Annotated in this window: 13 protein-coding genes; 9 read left to right on the forward strand and 4 right to left on the reverse strand. The window is 45.1% G+C overall.

From position 1 onward, the window contains the following. The first annotated feature begins 388 nt into the window (after nt 1-388). The 4 genes from ACBR23_RS07555 (at nt 389) to ACBR23_RS07570 (ending at nt 4,629) form a co-directional block, all read left to right on the forward strand. Complete coding sequence (locus ACBR23_RS07555) at nt 389-2,791, forward strand: FHA domain-containing protein (RefSeq protein ID WP_371119296.1); 2,403 nt, start codon at nt 389-391, stop codon at nt 2,789-2,791. Between the two features lie 208 nt (nt 2,792-2,999). Continuing rightward, nucleotides 3,000-3,491 carry an SRPBCC family protein gene (locus ACBR23_RS07560; protein WP_371119295.1) on the forward strand — a complete coding sequence of 164 codons (492 nt, stop codon included), beginning with the start codon at nt 3,000-3,002 and terminating at the stop codon, nt 3,489-3,491. Beyond that, nucleotides 3,488-3,937 (forward strand): EVE domain-containing protein, encoded by a 450-nt coding sequence (locus ACBR23_RS07565; RefSeq protein WP_371119294.1) that lies wholly within the window; start codon nt 3,488-3,490, stop codon nt 3,935-3,937. The genes ACBR23_RS07560 and ACBR23_RS07565 overlap by 4 nt, the downstream gene beginning before the upstream one ends. Nucleotides 3,938-4,044: 107 nt before the next feature. Continuing rightward, the gene (locus ACBR23_RS07570; RefSeq protein WP_371119293.1) at nt 4,045-4,629 is read left to right on the forward strand and encodes a Uma2 family endonuclease; all 585 of its coding nucleotides are present in this window, start codon (nt 4,045-4,047) and stop codon (nt 4,627-4,629) included. Between the two features lie 113 nt (nt 4,630-4,742). Here the strand turns inward: ACBR23_RS07570 and ACBR23_RS07575 are convergent, their stop codons facing one another. Next, complete coding sequence (locus tag ACBR23_RS07575; protein ID WP_371119292.1) at nt 4,743-5,783, reverse strand: glucokinase; 1,041 nt, start codon at nt 5,781-5,783, stop codon at nt 4,743-4,745. Between the two features lie 71 nt (nt 5,784-5,854). Beyond that, a complete protein-coding gene (locus ACBR23_RS07580; RefSeq protein ID WP_371115129.1) occupies nt 5,855-7,933 on the reverse strand; it encodes an amylo-alpha-1,6-glucosidase in 2,079 nt (692 codons plus the stop codon). A 190-nt stretch (nt 7,934-8,123) separates the two neighbouring features. On the opposite strand from ACBR23_RS07580, the gene ACBR23_RS07585 reads away from it, so the two are divergent. From ACBR23_RS07585 to ACBR23_RS07605, 5 genes are all read left to right on the forward strand, one after another. Continuing rightward, nucleotides 8,124-8,432: a hypothetical protein gene (locus ACBR23_RS07585; RefSeq protein ID WP_371119291.1), complete on the forward strand. Its 309-nt coding sequence runs from the start codon at nt 8,124-8,126 to the stop codon at nt 8,430-8,432. Between the two features lie 72 nt (nt 8,433-8,504). Further along, nucleotides 8,505-10,328 (forward strand): malto-oligosyltrehalose trehalohydrolase, encoded by a 1,824-nt coding sequence (gene treZ / locus ACBR23_RS07590; RefSeq protein ID WP_371119290.1) that lies wholly within the window; start codon nt 8,505-8,507, stop codon nt 10,326-10,328. A 239-nt stretch (nt 10,329-10,567) separates the two neighbouring features. After that, nucleotides 10,568-13,360 (forward strand): malto-oligosyltrehalose synthase, encoded by a 2,793-nt coding sequence (treY, locus tag ACBR23_RS07595; protein WP_371119333.1) that lies wholly within the window; start codon nt 10,568-10,570, stop codon nt 13,358-13,360. A 636-nt stretch (nt 13,361-13,996) separates the two neighbouring features. Continuing rightward, nucleotides 13,997-15,901: a molecular chaperone DnaK gene (gene dnaK, locus ACBR23_RS07600; RefSeq protein WP_371115123.1), complete on the forward strand. Its 1,905-nt coding sequence runs from the start codon at nt 13,997-13,999 to the stop codon at nt 15,899-15,901. Nucleotides 15,902-16,142: 241 nt separating this feature from the next. Beyond that, nucleotides 16,143-16,658 (forward strand): DUF4112 domain-containing protein, encoded by a 516-nt coding sequence (locus ACBR23_RS07605; protein WP_371119289.1) that lies wholly within the window; start codon nt 16,143-16,145, stop codon nt 16,656-16,658. A gap of 48 nt (nt 16,659-16,706) precedes the next feature. Here the strand turns inward: ACBR23_RS07605 and ACBR23_RS07610 are convergent, their stop codons facing one another. Continuing rightward, a complete protein-coding gene (locus ACBR23_RS07610; RefSeq protein WP_371119288.1) occupies nt 16,707-17,741 on the reverse strand; it encodes a M28 family peptidase in 1,035 nt (344 codons plus the stop codon). Between the two features lie 115 nt (nt 17,742-17,856). Then, complete coding sequence (locus ACBR23_RS07615; protein WP_341736172.1) at nt 17,857-18,429, reverse strand: hypothetical protein; 573 nt, start codon at nt 18,427-18,429, stop codon at nt 17,857-17,859. Nucleotides 18,430-18,794 lie beyond the last annotated feature (365 nt).

An 18,794-nucleotide genomic window follows, 5' to 3' on the forward strand; every position in this document is an offset into this window, starting at 1 on the left:
AATAATAGGACCTATGGAATAGGACCAAAGAAACCGGGTTCACAGACAACCCAGCTTCTCAACTCTGGGTAAGTCCGAAAAGAGTTCGATGGCACATCCCCCATAATTCCTGTGGAACAGACTGTCGAGCCTGTTGTGGAATATCTGTTTGGGAAACATCTATTCTTGAACTAAAATATTAAAAATATTGGTGCATAATGTGAGTTTTGTAAACATTTTTTTTGTCGTTATCGATAGTAGAGCACCTTACCAATTGCGATAATTTAGTCTAAAACTGTCTCAAAAATCCGAGAAAGGACTGAAGTCTTGACTACAAAATTAATATAAGTTTATAGTTGTCCACCTTTTGATATGCTAACAAAGTGAGTCTCACAAACGCGATTGAAGTATGACAGGCAGTATAGGACAACCCACAGCTTTAAGCAATCGACCATATTTAGTCTTAAATAGTCAAGGCCAAGTTTTACAGTTTGAGTTGACACAGCAGCAACACGTATTGGGGCGCGATCGCACTCGTGCCGATTTAATCGTACCTGAACTCTGGCGCGCAGTTTCCAGCGTTCACGCTGTTTTGCGCCAAGTAGGTGATAATTACTGGATTTACGACGGTAACGGTCAACAGCCAAGCACTAATGGCCTATTTGTCGATCGCACGCGCATCACTCCCAACGACGGTTATTGTCTGAAAAATGGTACAGAAATTAAAATCGGTCTCGACCCAAAAAATCAAGTTTTACTGACATATTTTAACCCCACTGCAAATCAAGTTGTAGCATCAAACAAACAGTCAATTTCCCTCAAAAATCGGTCTGTATTGTTGGGTCGCGATCCGAATGCAGCACTGCAATTAGACTCCCCCCTTGTGTCCAGACGCCACGCCACCATTGACCAAGACAGTCGCGGTAATTATATTTTGCGAGACCACAGCGCCAACGGCGTGTTTGTTAACGGTCAGCGAGTCACAAATTCTCTACAATTGTCCGAGGGAGATGCCATTCGGATCGGTCCGTTTACTCTAATTTACCACAATGGCGAGTTGGAGATGCAAGACTCCGGCAATCAAATTCGTTTGGATGCTGACTGTCTGGTGATTCCCAAGCGTTTAAGGCGGATCAAATTAGCGATCGAACCAGGGCAATTTGTCGCCTTAGTAGGCGGTAGCGGCGCGGGAAAATCTACTTTAATGCGGACACTATTAGGAATTGAAAAAACTACTAGCGGTGTCGTTTATATCAACGGCGATGACCTCAGAAAAAACTTCAATATTTATCGCAATCAAATTGGTTACGTCCCTCAAGATGATATTATCCACGCCGATTTAAAAGTAGAAGAAGTATTAACCTATGCAGCTAAACTACGTCTACCACCCGATACAAATGTTAAGCAAGTAGTCGCAAAAACCTTAGAAGATATTGAAATGACTCACCGCAGCAAGGCTTTAGTCAAAGAACTTAGTGGCGGACAGCGCAAACGGGTTAGTATCGGAGTCGAACTGTTAGCCAACCCGAAACTCTTCTTCTTAGACGAACCGACATCAGGACTAGACCCCGGTTTGGATAAAAAGATGATGCAACTGTTGCGAAAGTTGGCAAGTCAAGGTCGGACGGTGATTTTAGTCACTCACGCCACAGCAAATATCACCATGTGCGATCGTATCGTATTTATGGGTCGTGGCGGTCGCCTCTGTTACTTCGGTCCACCAAAGATAGCCCTAGACTTTTTTGATGTTAAAACTGGTGATTTTGCCGACATTTACAACGAACTAGAAACAGAAGAAAGCAACGTTCAAAGCTGGGCGGATAAGTTTAGTAATTCTCCCTATTATCAGCAATACATTGAAAATCATTTCAGCATCGACAATACCGCACAAAAAAAATCTACCCCCCCTCCCCAGCCAAAATCTGTATCTTTTATCCAACAACTGGTTATACTTGCTCAACGTTATTTCCAGCTAGTTTGCCGCGACGGCGTTAACTTAAGTTTAGCTCTTTTAACAGCCCCGATCGGCATTAGTTTATTGCGGCTTGCAGTCAGAGACAAAGACCCGTTAATAGGCGCACCGGAAGCAACTTTAGCACCTTTAGCCTTGCGAGTTTTGTTTGTCTTTACCTGTGCAGCCATTTGGGTAGGATTGGCAACTTCTCTCCAAGAAATTGTCAAAGAATCAGCTATTTATCTCCGCGAACGTTTAGTCAATTTAGGATTATTTGCCTATGTAGGTTCAAAAGTTTTAATCCTGTCCGGGTTAGCCCTATTGCAAACTATCTTAATGGTAGCAGTAATTTTGATTGCTTTTAAACACCCAGAACCGAGTTTAATTTCCTGGACAGTCGGAGTAAGTATTACCACTTTTCTAACTTTACTTAGTTGCGTCAGTCTCGGATTAGTGGTTTCAGCCATCGTCAAAAATGGCTCTCAAGCTAATAGCGCTTTACCTCTGTTATTACTACCTCAGATTATATTTTCTGGAGTTTTGTTTAAGATGGAAGGTGCCGCCAGTAAATTTTCTTGGTTGATGTTAAGCCGCTGGTCTGTGGGTGCTTATGGCTCTTTAGTGAATGTCAATGCCATGGTTCCCGCAGCTACTAAATTGCCCGATGGGAGTACGCTTCCTCAGCCCTTTGAGCCTACTCCTGTTTACGAGCCCACTTGGGAAAATTTGAGTTTAAATTGGGGAATTTTGTGCGTGCATATTTTGGTTTATTTAATCTTAACTGTGTGCTTGCAGAAGTGGAAGCATATTTTGTTCCAATTCTTCGATCGGATATCAAATCTGGCAAAAAAAAGGTGAAGCTAGTGGGAGGGAGATAGAATATTCTGAGTCAATACCGTAGGGTGCGTCGCTATCGATCATCTACTTGGAAAAGTGAAAAATCTCACAGCGACGCACCTTACAAGGAGGTTTTCTCACCGAGAATAATTGCCTAAACCAATAATATGATAGGCTTGGCGCAAGTATTATATAATAATAAATCTGTTGCCGAAAAATTGAGAATCAAATGTTAGTTAAAACCAACGCCTTAGTAGAAATTGCTGCATCGCCGGAAGTAGTCTTTGATTTTGTGACATCTCTGTCAAATCTGCCAAAAGTCTTTCGCGGATTTGGGCTAATTCCGGCAATTATGAAAGCTGAAATGGCAGATAGTGGAGAGATGCGTGAAGGCGGCGTGCGGCGTATCGAAAATTCCGACGGTTCGGTGATTGATGAAGAAATAATTAGTTTCAAAAAGCCTGAAAGACAAACCTACCGACTGGTTAGAGGCTTTAAGTTTCCGATTTCTCTACTGATTGAGTCTGGTGGTGGAGATTGGAAGTTCACTGCTACACCAAAGGGAACTCGGATTGATTGGGAGTTTTACTTTATGCTGACTTCTCCGGTATTCTATCCTGTTGGGTTTTTGCTGGTTCAGGTTTTTATGCAAAAAGCTATGCAGCAGTGTTTAGACAATATTCAACAATCTTTGGTCAACCAAAGCGAAGGAATTATATGAATTATTGGTTGATGAAGTCGGAACCGGATGTTTATAGTATTGCTGATTTGAAATCAGATGGGATTTCGCTCTGGGATGGCGTTCGTAATTATCAAGCTCGGAATTTTATGCGAGAAATGAGTCAGGGCGATTTAGTCTTTTTTTACCATTCTAATACTAAAATACCGGGAATAGTCGGCTTGATGCGTGTCGTTGAAACTAATATCCCCGATCCAACTCAGTTCGATACAAATAGTGAATATTATGATGCTAAATCCACCTTCGCAGCGCCTCGCTGGCAAACTGTGAGAGTGGAGTTTGTGGAGGAATTTGCCAATTTAATATCTTTGGATGAACTGAAGGAATATTTTAGTCCAGATGAGCTTTTGGTGGTGAGGAAAGGCAATCGGTTATCGGTGATGCCGGTTTCTGAAGCTGCGGCTAAGAAGATTTTGAAGATGCAGTAATTTTATATGATCTATGAGAACTAGAAAGGATATTCTATTTTGCTTGGTCTAGTTAATCCAAGCTATCATCTAATTAGTCATCTGATTTTGTATAGGAGAAAGATAGTATGCTGACCGAAACAAAGCAACGCTACTATACGACCGAGGAATATCTGGCTTTAGAAGAAACTGCGGAATTCAAAAGTGAATATCGAAATGGGGACATAGTACCGATGCCTGGTGGAACTGCTAATCACAATAAACTTGCAGGGAATTTCTATAAAAGATTTCCCTTGAGTGTCGGCGGACAGAGTTACGAGGTATTTATTAATGATATGCGGTTGTGGATACCGCGTTACAGTTTCTACACTTATCCAGATGTAATGGTGATGCAAGGTGAACCCGTGTATGTGGGAACTAATACCACTGCTGTGACAAATCCTTTGCTGATTGTGGAGGTGTTGTCTAAGTCAACGAAGAATTACGATAGAGGGGAGAAGTTTATGTGTTATCGATCGCTTCCTGAACTTCGGGAATATATTCTAATTGACCAATACAGTTATCACCTGGAACAGTTTGCTAAAACAAGGGATGGTAAATGGCTTTTAACTGAGTATGAGTCCGAGGATGATATGTTGATTTTAGAGTCGGTTAAGTTTCAAATTAGTTTAAGGGATATTTACGATCGCATAAAATTTGATGTTGTTGCATAATATAGCCTTTCTCAGTTAGGTGAGGTGAGCGTGTAATGGGGAACCCCCCCCTGCCCCCCCCAAGGGGGGAAGAAGGGGGACAAAAGAGCAGACTCGTTGAAACTTAAGATACCCTAAAGACCCGCTGCACAAACTGCCGCTCCAATCAACCCTACATTGCTATTCAAAACAATGTGAACTGGTATCATTTCCAATAGCGAATCCATCCGCCCTTTGTGGGTAAACGCCCGCATAAAACTGCCTTCTTCCATAAGTGGCAAAATTTTAGCAGCAATGCCACCAGCGATGTACAAACCACCGTAGGGTAAAAGGGTAAGACCCATATTTCCCGCCACAGCGCCGTAAGCTTCTACAAACATTTGCATAGTTTGTTCCGAAAGTCGATCGCACTTTTCCAGTGCCGCCTTGGCAATTGTCGCTCCGGGATCGACCGTTTTTTCAGTTTTCCCAATTTCTGACTCCCATTGTTTAATAATTTTCCCTACCTCCGCTGATTCCGGCGCAAATTTTATGTCCCGCAAAAACTGATAAATTGCCACAATTCCCTGGCCCGAAACTACTCGCTCGATGGATATTCTGGGAATGTCGTGTTTTGCTAACAAATATTTCAGCAATTGAAACTCCAACTCGGAACGGGGTGCAAAGTCACCGTGTCCCCCTTCGGAAGAAAAAACTCTGAGCCCATTGGTGTCGGGAATAGCAAAACATTTGCCCAAACCAGTACCCGCACCAATCACTGCAATTGGATCGCGTTCTCGGAGTTTTCCGACTTGCAAAGTGTGCAAATCTGTCGCATCCAAACCAGACACGCCGTAGCCAATGGCGACAAAATCATTAATTAAACTAACGTGAGATATTCCTAATTCTTGTTCGAGACGCTTTACCTCAAGCTGCCAAGGCAAATTCGTCAGTTTGGCAGTATTGTTAAGGACAGGGCCTGCGATCGCAAAACAAGCTGTTTCCGGTACTGGTGCCAAGTCCAGCTTCACAGCAGCTTCCGCCAAAAAATGCTGCACCATCGGCACTAAATCTGGAAACTCTCCACTGGGATAGCGCAACTCATAAAGAGGTTTCATTTCACCCTCAACAGTCTTTTCCACTAAGCGTAAAATCGTCTTAGTTCCGCCAATGTCACCAGCCAATAATAATGCCATAAACCTCCGATTAAACCAAATGTTGACAGTTAACAGTTAACAGTTAACTGTCAACTGTTAAATGTCAACTGTCAACTGCCATAACTACCCGTCTTCTGAATTGCCAACCAAGCCCGCAGCACCTCAGCGACTGTCCAAGCTTGTGCGGTGCAGCCTCGCGGCGCGTGGGGCGCGTCCCCCTCAAAAATTTCGCCCAAACTGCCAACTCCGCCAGCTAATATATGATGTGCCATTGGTGCTAGGAATTCGCGAGCTTGTGCTGGGTCTTTGTATACCTGCAAGTGAGCCAACACAAAGGGCCCAATCAGCCATCCCCAAACCGTGCCTTGGTGATAGGCGCTGTCGCGCTGCAATGGATCGCCTCCGTAGTCGCCCCGATACTGCGCGTCTTCCGGCGAGAGGCTGCGAAGGCCAACGGAAGTCAGAAGTTGTTGAGCGCAGGCATCTACCACGCCCCGACATCGATCGGGCGTGAGTAAAGGTGTATACCGCGGCCCATGCTTAGCCCCCATCTCTTTTGGTGACAAGGAGTTGGGCGATGGCAGACAACTTGAGTCTAGGGGTAGGGACACGGCGAATATCTGGTTGGGCCGCAGTTCCTCATCATGTCCGTCTGGACCGTCGAGAACATCGTAACAGTAACCTTTCCTGTCGTTCCAGAAACGAGTGAATCCGGCTGCTGTGCCACGGGCTAATTTCTGGTATTCATAGTCAGGTTTTCCCAATTTTTGAGCAAAACTGACCATTGCTTGTATGGCATTGTACCAAAGAGCGCTGATTTCGATCGGCTTACCAATGCGCGGTGTCACCACCCAATCCCCGATTTTTGCGTCCATCCAAGTCAGTTGCACCCCCGTTTCCCCGGCGTAGATCAAACCGTCCTCGGCATCGAGGTGGATGTTATACCTAGTACCCTTGATGTGCCAATCCACAATCTCACATAATGTCGGCCAGAGTTCGGTCAAAAGTTCGTCGTCTCCGATGCCATCGATATAAGCGCGAATTGCTTCAAAGTACCACAGGGTCGCGTCTACGGTGTTGTATTCCGGGGCACCACCGGCATCGGGAAAGCGGTTTGGCAACATCCCGCGATCGACATACCGCGCAAAAGTTCGCAGGATCGATCGAGCAATGGACGATCGCCCCGTACACATAGTGAGACCTGGTAGAGCAATCATCGTATCCCGCCCCCAGTCGCTGAACCAGGGATAGCCAGCGATGATCGTTTTCCCGTCCCGTTCCGCTGGCGCCGGGCGATTGACAATGAATTGGTCGGCTGCTAGCACTAAGTGATTTATCCAAGGGGGAGCTTCTCTCACTTTTGACCATGGTTGCAGCAATTCTTGGTCATAGGTGCGACGGAGTTCTAAAGCGGTATCCCCGTTTAATTGCGGTTTTTTGTCCGTGCTGGCGATTAAAGTCAGAGACTGTCCCGGTGCGATCGCAAAATGGAAAGTCGCTGCGTGCAGATGATCCTCACAACACTCCAATCCCCGCCGCCTTTCGGCTGCGAGGTCAAATCCGTAGTGCCAATTGTATAAGGGCGTAGAAACTCGGAGTTTCGCCTCTGGTGTGGCATCACTTAGCAGGTAGAGGGGTGCAGCTTTCGGAAAAGCAGTGGCGCAAATCCCTTTTTCCACTGTTTCTAGACCGATTTGCCAATCGTCGGCGCTCGTGGTGTGGTGATAGTCGCGATAGTCGATCAGGGCCTTGACAGCCAGGGCGATCGGTTTTGAGGCGCGGTGCAAACGATATTGAATATACGTTGTGTTAGCACTTTGTTGCATCCAAATCCGCTTTTCTAGGATAGCGTCCGCCAGCGCAAATCTCCAAACAGGTGTCGTACCTTCCAGGTGAAAGCTTTCGATGTAGTTGTAGCCGTGGGGTTCGATCGTCCCGTCGGCCCAGCGGTTTGTATAAAGAGGATAGGCGCGATCGTGATACACCGCCGTCTCGTCCAGTTTGGCCAGCATCAAAGTACGTCCCAGCGGGGGTTGGAGCGCAGCCACCAGCAGACCGTGATAGCGGCGGGTGAGGAGATTGGCGATCGTCCCACTAGCATAACCGCCGATCCCGTTTGTCACCAACCATTCGCGAGACTCCGCCGAGTCCAGATTGCAGCAGATTTCCCGTCCAAAAGCAATAACCATAGGAATACACTCGCTGACTTGTCATCTACCTTTAGATCTATTTTAAACATTATTTTTCGCAAAAATTGTCACCCCGGCACAGGACTAATTTAGCGATCGGGCAAACCAGATTCATGCTTTAATGTAAATGGAATCCACTACTAATTTAGCCGAAGCCAAAAATTGTAAATGTGGTTCAGTCTAAAGTTAGTTGTCTGTTACTCTTTTAAGTTATATTACTTGTAAAACAGGCTGGTTGGCGATCGGGGCTCAACAGACCTATTGCCAAAATAGCATTTTTAGCGACTGCAATATTCGAGAGTATTGGGACGAGCAAAATTCTTTGATGGTAGATCGCGATCTTAATGCTGCGATTAACCTAAAAAGACTGGGGTTGGACATTTTCCCCAGTATAAAACGCCGTAGTGGGAATCTTTCTATAGTTGGTTCTATGGATAACAGTACCATCAAGGAAATCTTACATACCCTTCATCGGGCTGTTAAGAAGCCCACATCATAATCTGTACTCAGATTTGATGTGGGAGTATGTCACTCATACCGCCAACCTATGCGATCGGGAACAGAACTTAAAATGAAGATAGGAGCAAACTACCTTGGCAACAATCAATGCGAATTTACTGTTTGGGCCCCCACCCTTAAACAAGTAGCAGTTCAACTTGTTTCCCCAGACAAACGCCTGCTCCCCATGCAACAATCCGCCGCCGGATATTGGCAAACCACCGCTACAGATATCCCACCAGGAACCCTTTACACCTACCAACTAGAAGGCAACATCCACAGACCAGACCCCGCCTCCAAATATCAACCCCAAGGCGTACACTCCCCTTCCCAAGTCATAGATGAAAGCGCCTTTACCTGGACAGATAAAGATTGGCAAGGCGTGCCACTAGCAGAAACCATCATCTATGAACTCCACGTCGGCACATTCACCGAAGCCGGAACATTTGAAGCCATAATTCCCCAACTAAAGCAACTCAAAGAACTGGGAATCAACGCCATAGAAATTATGCCCGTCGCCCAATTTCCAGGCGATCGCAATTGGGGTTACGATGGCGTATATCCCTACGCAGTCCAAAACTCCTACGGTGGTCCCGAAGGCTTCAAAAAACTGATCGACGCCTGCCACAAACAAGGTATTTCAGTAATTCTTGATGTAGTTTTCAACCACCTCGGCCCAGAAGGAAACTATCTCCGTGACTTCGGCCCATACTTTACATCAAAATACGGCTCAATTTGGGGAGACCCCCTCAACTTCGACGACGCCTACAGCGATGGAGTCCGCCACTACTTTCTGGAAAACGCCCTATACTGGTTTCGAGACTATCACATCGATGGCCTGAGACTCGACGCAATTCAAGCAATATTTGAAGTAACTGCCAGACCGTTTTTGCAAGAAATAGCCGATGCCACCTACGACATTTCTCAACAGCTAGGACGGCAACTTTATTTAATAGCAGAAAGCGACTTAAATGATGCCCGCGTTCTGCGTCCTAAAGAACTAGGAGGATTCGGACTAGATGCCCAGTGGTGCGACGATTTCCATCACGCACTGCACGCCCTCCTCACAGGAGAAAACGACCGATACTACCAAGACTTCGGCAAGTGCGAACAATTAGAAAAATCTTACCGAGAAAGCTTTGTTTACTCCGGTCAATACGCCCCCCACAGAAAGCGAAAACACGGCAGTTCTGCCAAGGATGTACCAGCCCATCAATTCGTCGTATTTTCCCAAACCCACGACCAAATCGGCAACCGCATTTTGGGAGATAGACTTTCAAAAATAGTTGATTTTGAATCCCTCAAACTCGCCGCCGGCACAGTCTTAACTTCTCCCTACATTCCTTTCCTATTTATGGGAGAAGAATACGGAGAAGAAGCACCATTTTTGTACTTCGTTTCACACTCCGACGAAAACTTAATTGAAGCGATTCGCAAAGACAAACAACAAGAATTTAAAGTCTTTGAAGGACGAGGCGAATTTCAAGACCCCCAGAGTCCAGACAGTTTCCAAAAGTGCAAGTTAAACTGGGAACTACCAACAAAAGGCAAACATAAAATTCTCTGGGAATGGCACCAACATTTAATTCAACTGCGGCGCACCATACCCGCCCTTAAAAAACTGGATAAAACCAGCCTAGAAGTTTCCAGCATCGAAGCAGAAAAAATCTTATTTCTACGTCGGTGGACAGATGACAGTCAGATATTCTGCATTCTAAACTTCAACGAACAACAGGTTGCTTTTAAGCCAGCACTTCCCCAAGGCAATTGGAAAAAGATTTTAGACTCTGCTGAGGCAAAGTGGATGGGTCCAGGTTCCACCTTGCCAGAAAAAATAACTTCTGACCCAGAATTGATTGTCACACCCCATAGTTTTGCGCTCTATGAATTAGATTAAAACAGGAGGCAGAGCCTCTAGATATCTGTTCTCAGGCTCTTCCTAGAAACCATTTATCTCTCGTTTCTCTCGTTCCCAGGCTCAGCCAGGGAATGCAGTCCCGGAGGCTCAGCCTCCTCTTTATCTCTTGTTTCTCTTGTCTCTCTCGTTCCCAGGCTCAGCCAGGGAATGCAGTCCCGGAGGCTCAGCCTCCTCTTTAAAATAAAAAACCATAAAAAATTAGGAGTAAAATTAACATGATGCGAATTCCCACAGCAACTTATCGGATTCAATTTCATGCAGGCTTTAACTTTGAAGCCGCCAGACAAATCGTTAGCTATCTAGAAGAATTAGGCATTACCGACTTGTACGCTTCACCAATATTTAAAGCCAGAAAAGGCAGCAGCCACGGCTACGATGTAGTTGACTCAAATCAGCTCAATCCCGAATTAGGAACCTCAGAAGACTTTGAAGCACTCACCGACGAAATCCACAACCGAAAAATGGGATGGTTGCAAGATATCGTCCCAAATCACATGGCTTACGACACTCAAAACTTGCTGTTGTTAGATGTATTGGAACACGGACCAGATTCCGACTATTTCGATTACTTCGATATTGAATGGGATCACGGTTACGAACATCTCAGAGGTCGAGTGCTGGCTCCGCTGCTTGGTAATTTTTATGGAGAGTGTCTCGAAAATGGCGAAATTCAACTAAAATACAACGACCTGGGGTTAAGCATCAATTACTATAGCTTAAAATTGCCAGTCAAAATACAATCCTACGCGAATTTCATCAGTCATAACTTGGGACATTTAGGCCGCGAATTAGGCAGACGTCATCCTGATTTTATCAAGTTTTTGGGAATTCTTTATCTGATTAAGAATATTCCTTCAGAAACAAAAGGAAAAGAAAGATACGATCAGATAGCTTTTGTCAAAGGACTGCTGTGGGAACTCTACAATCAAAATCCGATTGTTAAAGAATTTATAGATGAAAATATCAATTTTTTTAATGGAGAAAAGGGGAATCCCGAAAGCTTTAACCTACTGGATGATTTGCTGTCCGAGCAGTTTTACCGTCTGGCTTTTTGGAAAGTTGGTGCAGAAGAAATTAACTACCGCAGATTTTTTACTGTCAACGAACTAATTTCGGTAAAAGTCGAAGATATAAAAGTTTTTCATAAAAATCATGCTCTGATCTTCGACTTGATTGAAGAAGGAAAATTTACGGGATTGAGAATTGACCATATCGACGGACTTTACGATCCCACAGAATATTTAAAACGGCTGAGGCACAGAATCGGTGATATTTACATCACTGTGGAAAAAATTCTCGAACACAAAGAAGATTTGCCCTCATACTGGCCCATTGAAGGAACCAGCGGTTACGACTTTTTGAATTACGTAAACGGCGTTTTTTGTAGGTCCGATCGCGAACAGCAATTTAGCGATATATATTACAGATTCACTAGGCTCAGCGTCCCCTACGAACAGTTGTTTATAGATAAAAAAAGGCTAATTATTGAGAAAAACTTGGCGGGAGATGTAGACAATCTCGCTCAACTTTTGAAAAATATATCCGGTCAATCTCGACAGGGAAATGACTTTACTCGCCCCGGCTTGGAAAAAGCCTTGTCAGCAATTTTGGCAATTTTTCCAGTTTACCGAACTTACATTAATCAAGAAGGCTTGAGAGAGTCCGATCGCACTTATGTAAAAGATGCGATCGCCAAAGCCAAACAACAAATCCCACTGCTGCTAAAAGAACTTAATTTCATCGAAACAATCCTGTTGTTGGAAGCAGAAGAAACCTTAACAACAGAACAAAAAGAACAGCGTCGCCACTTTGTGATGAAACTCCAGCAGTTGACAGGCCCTTTGATGGCAAAAGGCATTGAAGACACACTTTTATACGTCTATTACAGACTGTTATCACTCAACGAAGTGGGAGGAAACCCCAGTCAATTCGGTGTCTCCCTCACTGAATTTCACCAATTCAACGAACATCAGCAAGCAGTGTGGCCGCACAAAATGAATGCCACGGCTACCCACGATACCAAGCGTGGCGAAGACGTGCGCGCCCGAATTAACGTACTGTCAGAAATCCCCGATGAATGGGAACAGCAAGTCAAATCTTGGAGAGAGTTGAACTCTTCCAAAAAAGTCAACTTGGTGAATCGTATGGTTCCCGACACTAATGATGAATACTTCTTTTACCAAACCTTAATCGGTAGTTTCCCGTTTGAAGAAATCGAAAATACCGACTTTATTGACCGCATGAAAGATTATGTGATCAAAGCCGTCCGCGAAGCCAAAGTTCATACTGCTTGGCTGAGACCGGATAACGAATACGAGACTGGCTTTATGACTTTTGTCGATCATGTTCTCGAACCTGGTGAACAAAATCAGTTCCTCAAAAAATTCGCACCTTTCTGGAAAAAAGTAGCTGATTATGGAATTTTAAATTCCTTATCTCAAACATTGCTAAAAATCACCGCTCCTGGTGTCCCCGATATTTATCAAGGTACGGAATTTTGGGATTTAAGCCATGTCGATCCAGATAACCGCCGTCCAGTGGATTTTGAGCGCCGAATTCAGGTGTTGCAGGAAATTAAACAACAAGCTCAAAGTGACATTTTGCAACTGATTGAAGATTTGATATCAACCAAAGAAGATGCGAGAATTAAGTTGTTTTTGACCACCAGAGTTCTCGAAGCCAGAAAACAATACTTGAAAGTTTTTCAAGCAGGTAATTATCAGCCACTGGAAGTAGTTGGGAGATTTAAAGATAATCTCATCGCCTTTGCCCGCAGCTACGAAAATACGACAGCTATTGTCATTGCTCCTCGGTTTTTGACTGGGATAGTCAAGCCAGAAGAAATGCCACTAGGCGAAAAAGTCTGGAAAGATACGAAGCTAGAATTGTCCGAGGAAATGCCGTCTGTTTGGAAAGACGCGATTACAAATCAGATGGTAGAAAGTAACGGTCAATTAGCAATTGCTGAAGCTCTGAATTACTTTCCTGGTGCTTTGCTGATTGGTCAATAGCCATCTCCCACAAAGCTGGTTAAGAACAGGCCCGAAAGCCTGTTCCACAATAATTAGGGCAGAAGTCGAATAATCAAGCGATCGGGACTGATATCAATTCCCGTGGTAGCTTCCTGTGAATTTTGACTGTTCAAATACTATAGTCGAAAAAACCACAGCAACGGAATTTTTAGAACTTTTATGGCTGTTTCAACTGAAGACAGTCACAGGATAGTTGCGGATTCTACTTATATTGTGCATCAGAAAAAGTGATCTATTCCATCCAAAAAAGCGATCGCCCCTACCAACCACACAAAATTTATCAACAAAGACGGCAAATACAACAAAATTTATACGGTTTGCCACAATACCCCGATCGCTCAAACCCCGTACATTAGGAAGAGTAAAGAAAAGCAGTCAACAACTGTAGCGCTGCAAAGCCGATGAATGCAACCGTCCCTCACAGGTTCGGTAAACACGCCTTCATCCCAAGGTCTAACCGCCCGCAGTATAGAGATAATCACCCTATCGAAGACTGTATTAAAGCAGGACTCACTATCCGTACACCTACCCAGGTGAAATCGCAGTCCTGAATAACCAGACTATCACACAGATAGAAAACCAAAATTTTGTAGAGATTGGAGCCGGAACACCCCTATGGGAAAAGTAGTTGGAATTGACCTAGGTACGACAAACTCCTGCGTCGCAGTTATGGAAGGCGGCAAACCCACCGTCATTGCCAACGCTGAAGGGGGTCGCACCACACCTTCCGTCGTAGCATTCACCAAAAATGGCGATCAACTTGTCGGACAAATCGCCAAGCGTCAAGCCGTGATGAACGCCGAAAACACCTTTTACTCAGTAAAACGGTTCATCGGCCGCCGCGTTGACGAAGTAACCCACGAAACCACAGAAGTTTCCTATAAAGTCCTCAAAGTCGGAAACAGCCTCAAACTCGACTGTCCCGCCCGCGGCAAGCAATTTGCGCCAGAAGAAATTTCTGCCCAAGTTCTGCGCAAACTGGTAGAAGACGCCAGCAAATATCTAGGCGAAACTGTCACCCAAGCAGTAATTACCGTTCCCGCTTACTTCAACGACTCCCAGCGCCAAGCTACTAAAGACGCTGGCAAAATTGCCGGGATTGAAGTGCTGCGGATTATCAACGAACCTACAGCAGCAGCTTTAGCCTACGGGTTAGATAAAAAGAGCAACGAAACCATCCTCGTATTTGACTTAGGTGGCGGTACCTTCGACGTATCGATTCTGGAAGTCGGCGACGGTGTATTTGAAGTATTGGCAACTTCTGGAGACACTCACCTTGGTGGTGACGACTTCGACAAAAAAATTGTGGATTTCATCGCCGGAGAATTCCAAAGAGCCGAAGGCATTGACCTCCGCAAAGACAAACAAGCACTGCAACGCCTGACAGAAGCAGCAGAAAAAGCCAAGATTGAACTGTCTAGCGTTACCCAAGCAGAAATCAACTTGCCATTTATTACCGCGACTCAAGACGGGCCAAAACACTTGGACACCACCTTGACCCGCGCCAAATTTGAAGAACTCTGCTCGGATTTAATCGATCGCTCTCGAATCCCCGTAGAAAACGCAATTCGCGACGCCAAACTAGACAAATCTGCAATTAATGAAGTTGTCTTAGTCGGCGGTTCTACACGCATTCCAGCCGTGCAAGAACTGGTCAAAAAAATCCTCGGCAAAGACCCCAACCAAACGGTAAACCCGGATGAAGTGGTAGCAGTTGGTGCCGCCATTCAAGCAGGCGTACTGGCAGGCGAAGTCAAAGACATCCTGTTGCTCGACGTTACTCCCCTGTCCCTCGGTGTCGAAACCTTGGGCGGCGTGATGACCAAAATCATTCCCCGCAACACCACTATTCCTACTAAGAAGTCAGAAACTTTCTCGACTGCTGTAGACGGCCAAACAAACGTGGAAATTCACGTTTTGCAAGGCGAACGGGAAATGGCAAACGACAACAAAGATTTGGGAACATTCCGCTTAGATGGAGTACCCCCAGCTCCCCGTGGCGTCCCTCAAATTGAAGTTACATTTGATATCGATGCTAACGGTATTTTGAATGTAGCTGCTAAAGATAAAGGTACTGGTAAGGAGCAATCTATTAGCATTACTGGTGCTTCCACTTTGCCCAACAATGAAGTTGAGCGCATGGTGAAGGAAGCCGAATCCAATGCGGCTGCTGACAAAGAACGTCGCGAACGGATCGATCGCAAAAACCAAGCTGATTCTCAAGCCTATCAAATCGAGAAGCAGTTGGCAGAATTGGGTGATAAAGTTCCCCCTGCTGACAAAACTAAGATTGAAGGGCTGCTTAAGGACTTGCGCGAGGCGATCGCAACCGAAGATGACGATCGCATCAAAACCCTCACAACCGAGTTGCAACAAGCATTCTACGCTGTTAGCAGCAACCTGTACCAGCAAGCAGGTGGCCCTGGTGGCCCTGGTGGCCCTGGTGGCCCTGGAGACGGCGGCCCCACAGGCGGCGGTGACGATGTAATTGATGCCGACTTCACTGAAGGCAACAAATAGCAGGCTAAACTAACAGCCATCAGCTAGAATTAGGAAACCCGGTTTTGAATAGAAACCGGGTTTCTCAGTGTTATGAAAAATGATACCAATTCCGGTTGTATCGGAATGATTTAACCGCGAAGGCGCTAAGGACGCGAAGGAAGAGAAGAGAGGGTTTTATATGATTAGGCTATCGCAATCGCTTCTACAAAAATTTTCGTCCTCCTCCGCGGACAAAGAAATAAAGTCAGGAGTAATCTAAATGTCCCGTTCTCCTATACAAAATTCATCCCCAAATACTACCAACAAATCCCATGTTGCATCCTTGCGCCGTCTCCGTCGCATCAGCAATTTACTAGACAATGCAATTCCCATCCCCGGCACCAAATACCGGATTGGACTCGATCCGATATTGGGACTGATACCGGGTGGCGGTGATTTAATCAGTTCCATTTTTGCCGGTTATATTGTGTTTAAATCTGCCCAAATGGGAGTGCCACAAGAGACTTTAGTAAAAATGGCCGCTAACATCGTGTTTGATACAGTTGCTGGGACTGTACCCGTGGCTGGAGATTTGTTGGATGTTGCTTGGAAGGCTAATGTCAAAAATATAGAATTGCTGGATGCTCATTTAGGTTCCCCTGAACCTGCTGGGAAAAAAGCTGATTGGTTATTTGTGGCGGCTTTACTGTTGGGTTTGGCGTTAATTGTTGCTGGTGTAATTTTCTTGAGCGTGCTGTTTTTTGGGTGGGTTTTTCGAGCATTTACAGGGGGTTGAGAATGGATAGACAAAATACACCTAGTGCAAGCAGCAGCACTACGCTATTTACAGCAGTTCTAATAATTTAGCAGTAGCGTTGACAACGATTTGAGCAGAACCGGCGAAAAAAGGTCGATCGATCGTGGCTAGGGTATCGCTAGATTGGTGATAATGGGGCGATCGCAAATTAGCCGTATCTGTCACCAAAACAGCACCAACTCCCTGATACCAAAAAGGCGCATGATCGCTGCGCAAAACATCGGGAGTCAGTACCCCTTTGAGAGGAACTGGTAGCGTCACTATCGGTGGTAAACCTGCTTTTCTCGACTCCGCAAAACTACCCAATAACTGCGGATGTTCCGCATCACCAATCACTGCGATAAACTCACCTACTTTGGAAGAAGTCACCCCCGCAGCCTCCAGAAAAGCTTCCGGTGTCAACCCTTCGGGATATCGCTGACATCCGGCAGTATGGCAAGCATAACCCACCATATCCAAGACTACAACTCCCTGCAAATTTTTTAACCGCGCCGGACTACTGGTAAATGCTAAACTACCTAAAAGTCCGATTTCTTCTCGATCAAAAAATGCCACTTGTAGTGTCCGACGTGTGGGACGGGCTGCTAGCAGTCGTGCTACTTCTAAAGCTACTGCAACTCCGGTAGCATTATCATCAGCACCGGGTGATTTGAGTACAGTATCGTAGTGGGCGGCGACGAGAATTGCACCCGCTGTTGAGTCTGTACCTTTTCTTTCGGCGAAGATGTTAGTTCCTCTCTCGAAGGGTTGCAATTGGGGGGGGAATCCTACTATTTGCAGTTGTTGAGAAATGTAATTTCTGGTGAAAGAGCGATCGCTCTCTCGATCCCGTTCTCCGGCTAAAGTTTCCAGGTGTTTCCACAAACGAGACTGGTCAATTTGGGGAAAATCCACTGCTTTTTTGGTAGCCGGAAGTGGCGAGGCAGATGGGTTTTGGGAAACCGTAATATTGCCTCCCCTCCCAACTTCGGCTACTGGTGACAAATGCTGCCACGAATAGGAACCCAAACTGGCAGCTCCAATCGCAAATATAAATAGAAGTATCCAAATTAATTGTTTCATTAACAGGTAAAATTTTGAGGCTGTCAGGAAATAAATTTTATGTACATGACTGATCGGGGAGTGAGAAATTATGCCCGTTAACTCTCCCCAGAACCTTAATCAAAAATATTGATGGTTATTCCCAGTTTATATCTTTACTTTCTACTACAAACCCATTGTTTTTAGCAACTGCTTGAGGGATAGTGTTTGCCGAAAATTCCACAACTTGATTTGGTTGTTGAAACCACTCAGCATAAGTGGGAGTCAACTCATCAGATAGCGCTTTGAAAGTGCGTATTTCCGCTTCTAGCTGGGCTGCTATCTGATTAATCCGCCTGGCTTGTGCTTCCAAGTGCTTTTCCCCAGTTTGAACTTTATTTTCTATATCTTGCCAGTGCTGTTGGGCTAGCATTTTGTCCATTTCAGCTTGTTTATATTCAAATAAAACCTGTTTTTGTTGCAATTGCTTTTCCAGAGTTCTGATTTCTCGGTCAATCTCTTCGAGTTGCTGCAACCATTGTTCGCCAAAAGCAGCATTTTGTCGGTGGAACTCGGCAATAGCTTCCGGGGTATTGTTTTTGGGAAAGCTGACTGTGACGCGGCAGGACGAGCGCTGTTTGTAAAGTTTTTCCCGCGACTCTTGCAGGGTGGCAATTTCGGCTTGCATGGTGCGGACTTCTGTTTGGAGTTCTGGCAGTGTCTGACTCATTGTTTCAATTAGTGGACCTTTGCATAGATTTTAAGCTAATTGTTGATTTTTCTGACAGGTCTCCGAGAGTTCTCTGTTAGAATTTTTTTAGTTGAGGGCGATCGCGGGTGCTGTCTAGGCATAATGTCGCATAATTTTTGGCACAATGGCCAATGACATATTGCAAAATAATATTAAGATTGTAGTGGATTGGGAGGATGATTTGAATATTTATATAGCAATCCTCGCATCACGCGCCGTGAATTTCTTACTCCCTCCCCTTAACAAGGGGAGGGTTGGGGTGGGGTAAAAAACTTTACGAATGCTATAGCAATCCTAAATCATTTGTGAATTTCTTACTCCCTCCCCTTAACAAGGGGAGGGTT

Origin of the sequence: Microcoleus sp., from assembly GCF_041354475.1 — a bacterium.
In the GTDB taxonomy this organism is placed as follows: Bacteria; Cyanobacteriota; Cyanobacteriia; order Cyanobacteriales; family Microcoleaceae; genus Microcoleus.

What these genes read in the sequence shown, in the direction of transcription:
- treZ (WP_371119290.1), top strand. Translation starts at nt 8,505, where the DNA reads ATGAAGATAGGAGCAAACTACCTTGGCAACAATCAATGCGAATTTACT.
- ACBR23_RS07555 (WP_371119296.1), top strand. Translation starts at nt 389, where the DNA reads ATGACAGGCAGTATAGGACAACCCACAGCTTTAAGCAATCGACCATAT.
- treY (WP_371119333.1), top strand. Translation starts at nt 10,568, where the DNA reads ATGCGAATTCCCACAGCAACTTATCGGATTCAATTTCATGCAGGCTTT.
- ACBR23_RS07575 (WP_371119292.1), bottom strand. Translation starts at nt 5,783, where the DNA reads ATGGCATTATTATTGGCTGGTGACATTGGCGGAACTAAGACGATTTTA.
- ACBR23_RS07565 (WP_371119294.1), top strand. Translation starts at nt 3,488, where the DNA reads ATGAATTATTGGTTGATGAAGTCGGAACCGGATGTTTATAGTATTGCT.
- ACBR23_RS07605 (WP_371119289.1), top strand. Translation starts at nt 16,143, where the DNA reads ATGTCCCGTTCTCCTATACAAAATTCATCCCCAAATACTACCAACAAA.
- ACBR23_RS07610 (WP_371119288.1), bottom strand. Translation starts at nt 17,741, where the DNA reads ATGAAACAATTAATTTGGATACTTCTATTTATATTTGCGATTGGAGCT.
- dnaK (WP_371115123.1), top strand. Translation starts at nt 13,997, where the DNA reads ATGGGAAAAGTAGTTGGAATTGACCTAGGTACGACAAACTCCTGCGTC.
- ACBR23_RS07615 (WP_341736172.1), bottom strand. Translation starts at nt 18,429, where the DNA reads ATGAGTCAGACACTGCCAGAACTCCAAACAGAAGTCCGCACCATGCAA.
- ACBR23_RS07560 (WP_371119295.1), top strand. Translation starts at nt 3,000, where the DNA reads ATGTTAGTTAAAACCAACGCCTTAGTAGAAATTGCTGCATCGCCGGAA.
- ACBR23_RS07570 (WP_371119293.1), top strand. Translation starts at nt 4,045, where the DNA reads ATGCTGACCGAAACAAAGCAACGCTACTATACGACCGAGGAATATCTG.
- ACBR23_RS07580 (WP_371115129.1), bottom strand. Translation starts at nt 7,933, where the DNA reads ATGGTTATTGCTTTTGGACGGGAAATCTGCTGCAATCTGGACTCGGCG.